The sequence below is a fragment of the Amycolatopsis thailandensis genome (assembly GCF_002234405.1).
In the GTDB taxonomy this organism is placed as follows: domain Bacteria; phylum Actinomycetota; class Actinomycetes; order Mycobacteriales; family Pseudonocardiaceae; genus Amycolatopsis; species Amycolatopsis thailandensis.
Map to the genome: position 1 here is coordinate 81,864 of NZ_NMQT01000134.1, position 13,025 is coordinate 94,888.

The 13,025-nt window shown below is 68.8% G+C and carries 11 protein-coding genes; 10 read left to right on the plus strand and 1 reads right to left on the minus strand.

All coding sequences use genetic code 11. The features are described 5' to 3' along the window. Window positions 1-10: 10 nt before the first annotated feature. Genes CFP71_RS35010 through CFP71_RS35025 form a run of 4 tightly spaced genes read left to right on the plus strand, consistent with a single transcriptional unit; the run spans window position 11 to window position 3,004 of the window. Complete coding sequence (locus CFP71_RS35010) at window positions 11-406, plus strand: GntR family transcriptional regulator (RefSeq protein WP_093938226.1); 396 nt, start codon at window positions 11-13, stop codon at window positions 404-406. Beyond that, window positions 403-1,266 carry an ABC transporter ATP-binding protein gene (locus tag CFP71_RS35015; RefSeq protein ID WP_093938227.1) on the plus strand — a complete coding sequence of 288 codons (864 nt, stop codon included), beginning with the start codon at window positions 403-405 and terminating at the stop codon, window positions 1,264-1,266. Before CFP71_RS35010 ends, CFP71_RS35015 begins: the two co-directional genes overlap by 4 nt. 8 nt (window positions 1,267-1,274) lie before the next feature. After that, complete coding sequence (locus CFP71_RS35020) at window positions 1,275-2,069, plus strand: ABC transporter permease (RefSeq protein ID WP_093938228.1); 795 nt, start codon at window positions 1,275-1,277, stop codon at window positions 2,067-2,069. A gap of 14 nt (window positions 2,070-2,083) precedes the next feature. Further along, the gene (locus tag CFP71_RS35025) at window positions 2,084-3,004 is read left to right on the plus strand and encodes an ABC transporter permease (protein WP_093938229.1); all 921 of its coding nucleotides are present in this window, start codon (window positions 2,084-2,086) and stop codon (window positions 3,002-3,004) included. Between the two features lie 20 nt (window positions 3,005-3,024). Here the strand turns inward: CFP71_RS35025 and asnB are convergent, their stop codons facing one another. After that, window positions 3,025-4,857, minus strand: a complete 1,833-nt coding sequence (gene asnB, locus CFP71_RS35030) for an asparagine synthase (glutamine-hydrolyzing) (protein ID WP_093938230.1) — start codon at window positions 4,855-4,857, stop codon at window positions 3,025-3,027. 344 nt (window positions 4,858-5,201) lie between these two features. Here asnB and kdpF point away from each other — a divergent pair, with 344 nt between their 5' ends. Genes kdpF through CFP71_RS35060 form a run of 6 tightly spaced genes read left to right on the plus strand, consistent with a single transcriptional unit; the run spans window position 5,202 to window position 12,997 of the window. Further along, window positions 5,202-5,303, plus strand: a complete 102-nt coding sequence (gene kdpF, locus CFP71_RS35035) for a K(+)-transporting ATPase subunit F (RefSeq protein ID WP_020630647.1) — start codon at window positions 5,202-5,204, stop codon at window positions 5,301-5,303. A gap of 37 nt (window positions 5,304-5,340) precedes the next feature. Next, window positions 5,341-7,002 (plus strand): potassium-transporting ATPase subunit KdpA, encoded by a 1,662-nt coding sequence (kdpA, locus tag CFP71_RS35040; RefSeq protein ID WP_093938231.1) that lies wholly within the window; start codon window positions 5,341-5,343, stop codon window positions 7,000-7,002. Further along, window positions 6,999-9,092: a potassium-transporting ATPase subunit KdpB gene (gene kdpB / locus CFP71_RS35045; protein ID WP_093938232.1), complete on the plus strand. Its 2,094-nt coding sequence runs from the start codon at window positions 6,999-7,001 to the stop codon at window positions 9,090-9,092. Before kdpA ends, kdpB begins: the two co-directional genes overlap by 4 nt. A 4-nt stretch (window positions 9,093-9,096) precedes the next feature. Further along, a complete protein-coding gene (locus CFP71_RS35050) occupies window positions 9,097-9,708 on the plus strand; it encodes a potassium-transporting ATPase subunit C (protein ID WP_093938233.1) in 612 nt (203 codons plus the stop codon). Window positions 9,709-9,713: 5 nt separating this feature from the next. Further along, window positions 9,714-12,299 carry a sensor histidine kinase gene (locus tag CFP71_RS35055; protein WP_093938234.1) on the plus strand — a complete coding sequence of 862 codons (2,586 nt, stop codon included), beginning with the start codon at window positions 9,714-9,716 and terminating at the stop codon, window positions 12,297-12,299. Continuing rightward, entirely contained in the window at window positions 12,296-12,997 is a 702-nt protein-coding gene (locus CFP71_RS35060) for a response regulator (RefSeq protein WP_005154857.1), read from the plus strand. Before CFP71_RS35055 ends, CFP71_RS35060 begins: the two co-directional genes overlap by 4 nt. The last annotated feature ends 28 nt before the right edge of the window (window positions 12,998-13,025 follow it).

The window sequence follows — 13,025 nt, forward strand, 5'->3', positions numbered from 1 at the left end:
GGTGTTGCCGGTGGTCACCTTCCATCTGGACAAGGGCTCGGGCGTCGCGACGTACGTCCAGCTCGTCCAGCAGGTCAAGAACGCCCTCCGCCTGGGGCTGCTGGAGCCGGGGGACCGGCTGCCGACGGCGAAGGAAGTGGTCGCCGAACTGGCGATCAACCCCAACACCGTCCTCAAGGCGTACCGCGAGCTGGAGCGCGAAGGGCTCGTCGAGGGGAGGCCCGGTCTCGGCACCTTCGTCCAGAAGACGCTCGGAGGCGCTTCGTTCGCCGAGCGCACGCGGTTGCGGAAGAGCCTGGGGGCTTGGGTCCGCGACGCGCGGGAATCGGGACTGGACTCCGAAGACGTCGAGGCACTGTTCACCTCGGTAGTGGTCGACGGCTTTCGAGGGGAGCGAACGGCATGACTGACAAACCCGTGATCGAGGCGACCGGTCTCGGCAAGCGCTACCACCGCAAATGGGCGCTGCGCGACTGCTCGCTGTCCGTCCCGAAAGGACGAGTCGTCGCCCTCGTCGGCCCCAACGGCGCGGGCAAGACGACCTTCCTCCACCTGGCGGTCGGGCTGCTCGGCGCGACCCTCGGCTCGGTCTCGATCCAGGGCACCGTCGCGTTCCTCGCTCAGGACAAGCCGTTGTACCCCGGTTTCAGCATCGCCGAGATGCTCAAGTTCGGCAGGCGGCTCAACCCCGGCTGGGACGACGAGTTCGCGCACAAGCGCATCGATTCACTCGGGCTTCCCTTGAAACACAAGGTCGGCAAGCTGTCCGGCGGGCAGCGCGCGCAGGTCGCGCTCACCCTCGCGCTCGCCAAACGCCCGGACCTCCTGGTACTGGACGAGCCGCTCGCGAACCTCGACCCGCTCGCCCGTCACGAGGTCATGCGCGGGCTGATGGAGGCGGTCGCGGATACCGGCATGACCGTCCTGCTCTCCTCGCACGTCGTCTCGGATCTGGAGAACACCTGCGACTGGCTGATCGTCCTCAACGGCGGCCGCGTCCAGGTCAGCGGCGACATCGACGAACTCGTCGCCGGGCACCGCATCCTTTCCGGGCCTGTCGAGGAGACCGACGCGCTGGCCACCCGCGTCGCTGTCGTCGACGAGGCCCGGGCGGGCAGACAGGCGACCGTCTTCGCCCGCACCGAACCGGTTCCCCTGGGTCCACAGTGGACCGAGAGGCCGGCGAACCTGGAGGAGCTCGTGCTCGCCTACCTGCGGCGACCGGAATCCGCGAGCCTGCCTCGCCCGACACTGGCCTCGGCGTAGGGGGAACGATGTTCTGGCTCACTTACCGCCAGCACCGGATGCAGCTGCTGATCACGGCGGGACTGCTCGTCGCCGTCGGGATCCTGTTGCTGGTCAACGGGAACGCCGCGGCGGACAGTCCGGACCCGGCCAAGCTGTTCGCGGATCTGTACACCTATCTCTCCTGGCTCCAGGTCGTCCCGGTGGCGATCGGCGTCTTCTGGGGCGCGCCGCTGGTCGCGGCCGAATACGAACGCGGCACCACGAAACTCGCCTGGACCCAGTCGATCTCACGGTTCCGCTGGCTCGGCGTGAAACTGGGATTCCTCGCCGTCCTCGCCACGCTCGCGGGTCTCGCGTTCGGCACGATGATGCAGCGCTGGGTGGACGTCTTCCCGACCGATCGCGGCGACACCGCCTTCACCAGCCGCTTCGACAATCCGGTCCTGTTCGCGATGACCGGCGTCGCGCCCGGCGCGTGGTGGCTCTTCGGGTTCGTGCTCGGCACCGCCGCGGGCGCGCTGATCCGCAAGACCCTGCCCGCCATCGCGGTCACCATCGCGGTGACGGTGGGCCTGATGATCGGCGTGGCCAACGTCCGCGACCTCTACGCCGAACCGGAACTCGTCACCCTAGGGGCAGGAAAGGAACCCACCGGCCGGGTCCTCGAAATGATCAGGGACGCCGCCGGGGAGATCACCGCGCTCAAGGTCCTGCCCCAGGACTGGTACTGGCGCTTCCAGTGGACCGAAGCCGCGATCCTGGCGGGCGTTTCGCTCCTGCTCGCCGTCGCCGCGACCTTCGCCATCCGACGCCGCTCCTAGAAAGGCACAAGTTCTTGCTTTGGCTCACCTGGCGGCAGCACCGGACCCAGCTGCTCGTCACCCTGGGGTTCCTGGCCGTGGTCGGCGGGATCCTGCTCCTGTCCGGGCAGGCCGCCATCGACGCTTCGAACGGCAAGACCTCGATGTACTGCCATGGAGGCGGCATCCCGTGCCGAGAGTACGACGCGGGGCTGGAGGACCTCTATCAGCAGATCTACCCACTGGTCGTGATGGTGCCGTTCATTCCCTTGCTGGCGGGTGTCTTCTGGGGCGCGCCGCTGCTGGCCAGGGAATACGAGCGCAACACCCATCAGCTCGCGTGGACGCAGTCGGTGAGCCGCGGCCGCTGGCTGGGCGTCAAGTTCGGCGTCCTCGCCGGGTGCGCTGTCCTGGCCGGACTCGCTTCGGGGCAGATGTTCGGCGGGTGGCTGGAAATGTTCCCCGGCAAGGCGGAGTCCTTCGCCGAGACGTCCTACTTCGGCGCTGTCGGGGTCGCGCCCGCCGCGTGGTGGCTGTTCGCCTTCGCGCTCGGTTCGGCGGCCGGGGTGCTCGTGCGCAAGACCTTGCCCGCCATCGCGATCACGGTCGCGGTGTTCCTCGCGGCTTCGATCGCCTTGCTGTTGCTGAGGCCGCACTACGCCGAGCCGGTACGTACGACCGGCCCTGATCCGGCGACGGTGGGGGCGCTGATCGTGAAGGTGGGCAGAGTCGGGCCGGACGGCCGCGAGATGAACTCACTGGACGAGGTGCCCGGTTGCCCGCGGGGACTGGGGAAGAACGCGTGCGCCGAGGCCGCGGGCTACCGGGACTTCACCGTTTACCAGCCCGTCGACCGGTTCTGGCGGTTCCAATGGACGGAGACGGGCATCCTGCTCGCCGCGACCGCGGTCCTCGGAGGCGCCGCGGTCGGGGGAACGGTCCGCCGCCGTCGCTGAGACGGCGGCGGACCAGAGGCTCAATCCAGCTGCAGTTCCGGCCGGTACAGGTCGAACCAGTGGTAGAGGTCCAGCGCCCGGTCGATCCCGGTGCGCTGAACCGAGGGCATCGTGGCCGGATCCACTTCGGACGCCCGGTGCAGCCAGTCCCGGTCCACCAGTGAGAACACCGGGTTGTCCCGTTCGGTCAGGGCCTCCTTGGCCTGCTGCTGCAACGCCGCCGCGTAGCCCGGGTCCTGTGTGGACGGATACGGGCTCTTGACCCGGTCGCGCACCGAAGCGGGCAGGACATGCTTCGTGGCGTGCCGCAGCAGGCTCTTTTCCCTGCCGTCGAACGTCTTCAGCGACCAGGGCGTGTTGTAGACGTACTCGACGAGGCGGTGGTCGCAGAACGGCACCCGCACTTCGAGTCCGACGGCCATCGACGCCCGGTCCTTGCGGTCCAGCAGCATCCGCACGAACCGGCTCAGGTGGAGGTTGCAGACCGTCCGCATCTTCCGGTCCTGCTCGCTCTCGCCGTCGAGGTGCTCGACCTGGGCGACGGCGGTGGCGTACTGGTCGGCGACGTAGCCGGTCAGGTCCAGCTTGTCCCGGACGTCTTCCCGCAGGAGGGCGCCCCGCTCACTGGTGAGCCCCGTCCGGAAAGCGAGCCAGGGGAAGGTCCCCGAGTTCACCGCGGCGTCGTCGTGGAACCAGCGGTACCCGCCGAAGACCTCGTCGGCCGACTCGCCCGAAAGCGCCACCGTGGATTCCGCGCGGATCGCCTTGAACAGCAGGTACAGCGACGTGTCCATGTCGCCGAGCCCCGCCGGGATGTCCCGCGCGGTCAGCACCTTGCGGCGGATCTCGGGATCGCTGAGCTCGGCCGGGTTCAGCACGACGTCCTTATGGTCGGAGCCGACCAATTGCGCGACGTCGCGAATGAAGGGCGAGTCCGGGGTGTCCCGCATCTCGTCCGGCTGGAAGTTGTCCTCCTGGCCTTGGAAATCGACCGAGAACGTGCGCAGCCGTTCGCCCTGTTCGGCCAGCCGCGCGGCGGCCAGACCGGTGACGGCGCTGGAGTCGAGGCCGCCGGAGAGCAGGACGCAGCGGGGCACGTCGGCGATCAGCTGACGGTGCACGATGTCGGTCATCAGCTCGCGGACCCGCTCGACCGTGGTCTCCTGGTCGTCCGTGTGCTGCTTCGCGTCGAGCTTCCAGTACGTCCGCGTGCGGATCCCGGAGCGGTCGACGGTGACGATCGTGCCCGGCCCGACCTCGTGCATGCCCTTCCACAGCGACCAGCCCGGGGTCTTGGTCATCGACATCAGTTCGCGCAGGCCGTCGGTGTCGACCACCTTGCGCGCCAAGGGGTTCGCGAGGATCGCCTTCGGTTCGGAGCCGAAGAGGACGCCGTCTGACGTCGGGTAGTAGTAGAACGGCTTGATGCCCATGCGGTCGCGGATCATCACGAGCTTCTCTTCGCGCTCGTCCCAGATCGCGAAGGCGTACATCCCGTTGAGGTGGTCGACGACCTCGTCGCCCCACTCCAGATAGCCGTGGAGCACGACCTCGGTGTCGCTGTCGGTCTCGAATTTGTGGCCCCGCTTGAGAAGTTCCTCGCGAAGCTCGGTGAAGTTGTACGCCTCGCCGCTGTAGACCATCGCGGCCAGCCCGGCCTCGGCCATCGGCTGCCTGCCGCCCGGCAGGTCGATGATCGCCAGCCGGCGGTGACCCAGCGCCACGCTCGGCCGCACCCAGGTGCCCGAGTCGTCCGGCCCGCGGCACGCCATGGTCGCGGTCATCGCGTCGACGACCTCACGGCGTTGTGTCAGGTCCGTGTCGAAGGAGACCCACCCTGCGATTCCGCACATCGCTACCTCCCGATGATTAGTTAGCGCATACAACTATCGGTAACACTGGTGTAACACGCTTCGCGCGGCTTGTCTGCCCGAATTGCACGCTCCGTCCTCGGTGCGTCACGGTCTGTGGGGCACGTCACGAGGCGTCAAGAAGTCGTAAAGGCACCCGATCGGGGCATCAAGAGGCCGTCAGTCGATCACCGGAACCGGTCTGACCAGGCGCAGTGTTGCGGGGTCCTGGTCACCGATGGGGTGACCTGTCCTGAGAGGTGCCTAGTGGCCGACTTGCTCTACGCCGTGCTCCTGATCGGCGTATTCGTGGTTCTCGCCCTGACCCTTCGCGGTCTGGAAAAGCTGTGACCGGCACGGGGACCGTGGCCAACGTCGTCGGCGGACTGCTGGCGCTGGGGCTGATCGTCTATTTGTTCATCGCACTGGTCAGGCCGGAGAAATTCTGATGCGTCCCGACGTACTTGCTCCCGCGGAGGGACTGGAATGACAGACACGATGGCCGGCCTCTTGCAGGCCGGCCTCCTCCTCGTCGCGCTCGCCGCGGTCTACAAACCGCTCGGCGACTACATGGCGCGCGTGTTCTCCTCGGAGAAACACACCAAGGCCGAACGCGGCCTGTACCGCCTGTTCCGGGTGAACCCCGGTTCGGAACAGCACTGGAAGACCTACGCGTCCGCCGTGATCGGCTTCTCGTTCGTCTCCGTCGTCTTCCTGTACCTGCTTCAACGGCTCCAGGCGATCCTGCCGTGGAGCCTCGGCAAGGAACCGGTTTCCCCGGCGGTCGCCTTCAACACCGCCGTCAGCTTCGTGACCAACACGAACTGGCAGTCCTACAGCCCCGAAGCGACCATGGGTCACTTCGTGCAGATGGCCGGACTGACGGTGCAGAACTTCCTGTCCGCCGCCGTCGGCCTTTCGGTCGCCGTCGCGGTCGTCCGCGGCTTCGTACGCGCGAAGACCGACCGCCTCGGCAACTTCTGGGTGGACCTGACCCGCGGCACGATCCGGATCATGCTGCCGATCGCGTTCGTGGCGGCGATCGTGCTGATCGCGCTCGGCGTCGTCCAGAGCCTCAAGAGCGGCGTCGACGTCCTCAACCCCGACGGCAGCACCAGCAAGATCGCGCTCGCGCCCGCCGCGAGCCAGGAAGCCGTCAAGGAACTCGGCACCAACGGCGGTGGCATCTTCAACGCCAACTCCGCGCACCCGTTCGAGAACCCCAACGCGTGGACCAACCTGATCGAGATCTTCCTGATCCTGGTCATCCCGGTCTCGCTCACGCGCACGTTCGGCAAGCTCGTCGGCAACACCCGGCAGGGGTACGTCCTGCTTTCGGTGATGGCCACGCTGTTCACCGCGATGCTCGCGGTGACGTGGCTTTCCGAAGCCCACGCGAGCGGCCCCGCGTCGCTGGCCGCCGGGGCGAACCTGGAGGGCAAGGAACAGCGCTTCGGCATCGGCCTGAGTTCGCTGTTCGCCACCGCGACCACCGGCACGTCGACCGGCGCGGTCAACGGCGCGCACGACAGCTACAGCGGGCTCGGCGGCGGCGGGGTCCTGCTCAACATGCTGCTGGGTGAGATCTCGCCGGGCGGGGTGGGCACCGGTCTCTACGGCATCCTCGTGATGGCCGTGATCGCGATGTTCCTCGCCGGGCTGATGGTCGGCCGGACGCCGGAGTACCTGGGCAAGAAGCTCGGCAAACGCGAGGTCACCTGCGCGGCCGTCGCCATGCTGGCGATGCCGACCGTGGTGCTGCTCGGCTCCGGGATCGCGCTGATGCTGGCCGACACCCCGGCCGCCATGACCAACTCGGGCGCGCACGGCCTTTCCGAGGTGCTTTACGCCTACGCGTCGACAGGCAACAACAACGGCAGCGCGTTCGGCGGGCTCACCGTGACGAACGACTGGTTCCAGTCGTCGCTGTCGGTGGCCATGCTGCTCGGCCGGTACATCCCCATCCTCGCCGTGCTGTGCCTCGCCGGATCCCTTGCCTCGCAACGGAAGGTCCCGGAGACCGCCGGCACGCTGCCCACCACCGGACCGCTCTTCGGCACGATGCTCGCGGGCACGATCGTGCTCGTGGCGGCCCTCACCTTCATCCCGGCGCTCGCGCTCGGGCCGATAGCAGAGGCACTGGCATGACCATGACACAGGAACGCACTCCAGAGGAGACTTCACAGCATCACGTGGAGAACACCGGCCGGGTCGGCGCGGGGATCTTCAGCCCGCGTCAGCTGCTGACCTCCCTTCCGGAGGCGTTGCGCAAGCTCAACCCCAAGCACCAGCTGGCCAACCCGGTCATGTTCGTGGTTTGGGTCGGCTCGGCGCTGACCACCGTCTTCGCGATCACCGACCCGAGCGTGTTCACCATCCTCATCACGATCTGGCTGTGGTTCACCGTCCTGTTCGCGAACCTCGCCGAGGCCGTCGCGGAGGGCCGGGGCAAGGCGCAGGCGGAGACCCTCCGGCGCAGCAAGAAGGAGACCGTCGCGCGCCGTCTCACCGAGGACGGCGACGAGGAGAACGTGCCGGGCGCCGATCTGCGCGTCGGCGACCTCGTGGTCGTCGAGGCGGGTCAGGTCATCCCGGGCGACGGCGACGTCGTCGAAGGCATCGCGACCGTCGACGAATCGGCCATCACCGGCGAGTCGGCCCCGGTCATCCGCGAATCCGGCGGCGACCGGTGCGCGGTCACCGGCGGCACCACGGTGCTCTCGGACCGCGTCGTCGTGAAGATCACCACCAAACCCGGCGAGTCCTTTGTGGACCGCATGATCGCGTTGGTGGAAGGCGCTTCCCGGCAGAAGACGCCGAACGAGATCGCGTTGACGATCCTGCTCTCGACGCTCACGATCATCTTCCTGCTCGCCGTCGTGGCGTTGCAGCCGATGGCGGGCTACTCCGGCAGCCAGCAGTCCGTGATCGTGCTGACCGCGTTGCTGGTCTGCCTGATCCCGACGACGATCGGCGCCCTGCTGTCCGCGATCGGTATCGCCGGGATGGACAGGCTGGTTCAGCGCAACGTCCTCGCGACGAGCGGCCGCGCGGTGGAAGCCGCCGGCGACGTCTCGACGCTGCTGCTGGACAAGACCGGCACGATCACCTTCGGCAACCGCAAGGCCACCGAACTGATCCCGGTCGGCGCGTCCACTGTGGACGACATCGCCAAGGCGGCCAGGCTGTCCAGCCTCGCCGACGGCACCCCGGAAGGGCGCAGCATCGTCGAACTCGTCGCGAGGGAACACGGTCTCGCGGAGACGGCGTCCGACGACGAGAAACTCGCGGACTTCGTCGAGTTCACGGCGCAGACCCGGATGAGCGGCATCGACATCGGGGAACGCCAGGTCCGCAAGGGCGCCACCGCCGCCGTGCGCGCGTGGGTCCGCGAACGCGGCGGCGACATGCCGGACGAGACCGAGCGTGTCGTCGACGAGATCAGCCAGCAGGGCGGGACCCCGCTCGTGGTCGCGGAGTACGACGGCGCGAAAGCGTTCGTGCGCGGCGTGATCCGGCTGTCCGATGTGGTCAAACCGGGGATGAAGGAGCGGTTCGTCCAGCTCCGCTCGATGGGCATCAAGACCGTCATGATCACCGGGGACAACCCGCTGACGGCGAAGGCCATCGCCGCCGACGCGGGTGTCGACGACTACCTCGCCGAGGCCAAACCCGAAGACAAGATGGCGCTGATCAAGAAGGAGCAGGAGGGCGGGCGGCTGGTCGCGATGACCGGCGACGGCACCAACGACGCCCCCGCGCTGGCGCAGTCCGACGTCGGCGTCGCGATGAACACCGGGACCTCCGCCGCCAAGGAGGCGGGGAACATGGTGGACCTCGACTCCGACCCGACGAAGCTGATCGAGATCGTGGAGATCGGCAAGCAGCTGCTGATCACCCGCGGCGCGCTGACCACCTTCAGCGTCGCCAACGACCTCGCGAAGTACTTCGCCATCCTGCCCGCGATGTTCACCGGCATCTTCGCCCAGCTCGGCGCGCTCAACATCATGCAGCTGGCGACGCCGAAGTCGGCGATCCTGTCGGCGGTCATCTTCAACGCGCTGATCATCGTCGGCCTGATCCCGCTCGCCCTGCGCGGCGTCCGGTACAAGCCGTCGTCCGCCTCGGCGCTGCTGCGCCGGAACCTGCTGGTCTACGGCCTCGGCGGGATCGTCAGCCCGTTCCTCGGGATCTGGCTGATCGACCTGCTCGTCCGTCTCATCCCTGGAATCGGGTAACGCCATGAACGCACTGCTGAAGCAGACCCTCGCCGGGCTGCGCGTCCTGCTCGTGATGACCGTGCTCCTCGGCGTCGTCTACCCGCTCGGTGTGTGGGCGGTGTCCCGGATCCCCGGGCTCCACGACAACGCCGAAGGCTCGATCATCACCCAGGACGGGCAAGCCGTCGGTTCGTCGCTGATCGGCGTCGACCCGGTCGCGGCCGACCCGGCCAAGGACCCGTGGTTCCACAACCGCCCGTCCGCGGGATCGAAGGACGTTCTCGGCCCCGGCGACCCGTCGTCCTCCGGTGCCTCGAACAAGGGCCCGTACAACGAGGACCTGGTCGCCGCGATCGGCGAGCGCAAGAAGATCGTCGCCGCCCGTGAAGGTGTCCAGGAGTCGCAGGTGCCCGCCGACGCGGTGACGACGTCGGGATCGGGGCTGGATCCGGCGATCAGCGTCGCCTACGCGGACCTGCAGATCCCGCGTGTGGCGCGGAACACCGGCCTGCCGGAGGAGAAGGTCCGGCAGCTCGTGGCCGAGAACACGAGCGGCGCCGGGATCGGCGCGCCGGGCGTCACTGTGCTGAAGGTCAACTTGGCCGTGCGCGACGCGGCCGGAGGAGCACACTGACAGACGTGGACGAGAACACGACCAAGCCGCGCCGGGGTGAGCTGAGGATCTACCTCGGCGCGGCCCCGGGCGTCGGCAAGACCTACGCGATGCTCGGCGAGGCGCGACGCCGCCTCGACCGGGGCACCGACGTGGTCATCGGCCTGGTCGAGACGCACGGGCGCAAGAAGACCGCGGAGCTCGTCGAAGGGCTCGAAACCGTGCCACGCCGCCGGTCCGAGCATCGGGACCACGAGTTCGAGGAGATGGACCTCGACGCGCTGCTCGCCCGCGCCCCCGAAGTCGCCGTCGTCGACGAACTCGCGCACACCAACGTGCCGGGTTCGCGCAACGAGAAGCGCTGGCAGGACATCGACGAGCTGCTCGCCGCCGGGATCGACGTCCTCTCCACGGTCAACGTGCAGCATCTGCAGAGCCTCAACGACGTCGTCGAGCGCATCACCGGCGTCACCCAGCAGGAGACGGTGCCCGACGAGGTCGTGCGGCGGGCCGGACAGCTGGAGCTGGTGGACATCACGCCCGAGGCGCTGCGGCGGCGCCTGGCGCACGGCAACGTCTACCCGGCGGAGCGGATCGACGCGGCGCTGGGCAACTACTTCCGGCCCGGCAACCTCACGGCGCTGCGGGAGCTCGCGCTGCTGTGGGTCGCCGACCAGGTCGACGTGGCGTTGCAGCGGTACCGGGCCGAGCAGAAGATCACCGACACGTGGGAAGCACGCGAACGGGTGGTCGTCTCCATCACCGGCGGCCCGGAGAGCGAGACGCTGATCCGCCGCGCGAGCCGCATCGCGAACCGGGCGGGCGCCGAACTCCAGGTGCTGCACATCCTGCGCGGGGACGGGCTCGCCGGGATGGGGCCGACGGCGGTCGGCAAGTACCGGAAGCTCACCGAGGAGGTCGGCGCGACTTTCCACACCGTCGTCGGTGACGACGTTCCGACGGCGCTGCTCGACTTCGCGCAGGGGGTGAACGCGACCCAGCTGGTCGTCGGGACCTCGCGGCGTTCGCGGGTGGCGCGCTTGTTCGACGAGGGCATCGGCGCGGCCGTGGTCCAGCGGTCCGGCCCGATCGACGTCCACATGGTCACGCACGCCCAGGCGGGCGGACGGCTGCGCGCCCGGTTCAACCGGAGCCCTTTGACGCCATCACGGAGGCTGACCGGCTGGGCGCTTTCGCTGGTGCTGCCCGCGCTGGCGACGCTGCTCGGCGTCGTGCTGAGGGATCAACTGGACTTCTCCACCGACGTGATCGACTACGTCCTCGCGACGGTGCTGGTCGCGCTCGTGGGCGGGCTCGGGCCCGCGCTGCTCGCGGCGGTGGTCTCGGCCGGGCTGCTGAACTTCTTCTTCACCCCGCCGCTGTACAACCTGACCGTCCACGAACCGCGCAACGTGATCACCCTGGTCGCGATGGTGCTGGTGGCGATCCTCGTCGCGGCGGTCGTCGACACCGCCGCCCGGCGCGCGACGCAGGCCGCGCGGGCGCGGACCGAGGCGGCGCTGCTCGCGTCCTACGCGCGGACCGTGCTCACGCACACCAACCCGATCGAGCGGCTGCTGGAGAAGGTCCGCGAGAACTTCGGGATGACTTCGGTGACGCTGCTGGAAAAGCGGGACGGGAAGTGGAAACGGGTCGCGAACGCCGGCACGGATCCCTGCGCCGACCCGGACCAGGCCGACGCCGACATCGCCGTCACCGCCGACGTCCACCTGACGCTGCGGGGCCGCGCGCTGCCCGCGTCGGACCGGGGAGTGCTCGAAGCCGTCGCGGGGCAGGCACTGCTGGCCCTGCGGCAGCAGCGGACGGCGAAGGCGGCCGTCCGCGCCGAACGCAAGGCCGAGGCGACCGAACTGCGCACGGCCCTGCTTTCGGCCGTGGGACACGACCTCCGCACCCCGCTGACGTCCATCAAGGCGTCCATCGGCAGCCTGCGCGCGACCGACATCTCACTGTCCGAAGAGGACACCGACGAGCTGCTCGAAGCGATCGAGGAATCGGCGGACCGGCTCGCCGGGCTGATCGACAACCTGCTCGACTCGTCGCGGCTGGCGACCGGCGCCGTCCGCCCGCACCTGCGCCCTGTCGGCTACGACGAGGTCGTCGCGCACGCGCTGTCCAATGTGGACAACTCGGATTCGGTCGTGGTGGCGATCGACTCGCGGCTGCCGTCGGTGTGCGCCGACCCCGGCCTGCTGGAACGGGTCGTGGCGAACGTGGTCGACAACGCGCTGCGGCACGGGGCGTCCGGCGAACCGGTCGCGGCGCGGGCCAGCACGCATTCGGACCACGTCGAACTGCGCATCATCGACCACGGGCGCGGGCTCAAGAAGGGCACCGCGGACTCGGCCTTCGCGCCGTTCCAGCGGCTCGGGGGAGACCGGGACAGCGTGCCCGGCGTGGGACTGGGGCTTTCGGTCGCCAAGGGGTTCACCGAGGCGATGGGCGGGCGGATCCGGGCGGAGGACACGCCGGGCGGCGGGCTCACCGTCGTCATCTCGCTGCCCGCATATGTTGGTCAGGATCCGGAAAAGAGCCTCCTCGCCTTCGACGACGAGGGCCTGGAAAGCGAAGAGGAGGAGCGAGTGCGATGAGCGCCGACACCGCGTCGGCGACCGTTCTGGTCGTCGACGACGAACCGCAGATCGTGCGAGCCCTGCGGATCAACCTGTCCGCCCGCGGCTACAAGGTGATCACCGCGCACGACGGGACGGCCGCGCTGAAGGCCGTCGCCGAGACCAAACCCGACGTCGTCGTGCTCGACCTCGGCCTGCCGGATCTCGACGGCACCGAGGTGATCGCCGGGCTCCGCGGCTGGACCACGGTGCCGATCATCGTGCTGTCCGCGCGCGGCGACTCGGCCGACAAGGTGCAGGCCCTCGACGCCGGCGCCGACGACTACGTCACCAAACCCTTCGGCATGGACGAACTCCTCGCGCGCTTGCGTGCCGCCGTCCGCCGCTCGGCGACGTCCAGTGTGGACGGTGCGGACGCGGTGGTGGACACGGGCTCGTTCCGGATCGACCTGGCGGCCAAGAAGGTGCGCCGGGACGGCAAGGAAGTACACCTCACCAAGACCGAATGGGGCGTGCTGGAACTGCTGGTGCGCAACCGGGGGCGTCTCGTGGCGCAGAAGCAGCTGCTGCACGAGGTGTGGGGGCCGACGTATGAGACCGAGTCGCACTACCTGCGGGTGTACCTGGCGCAGCTGCGGCGGAAGCTGGAACCGGAACCCTCGCGGCCGCGGCACCTGCTGACGGAACCGGGCATGGGCTATCGCTTCGAGATGTGACCGGTTGAGGCGTCGGTGCCGGCGCTTG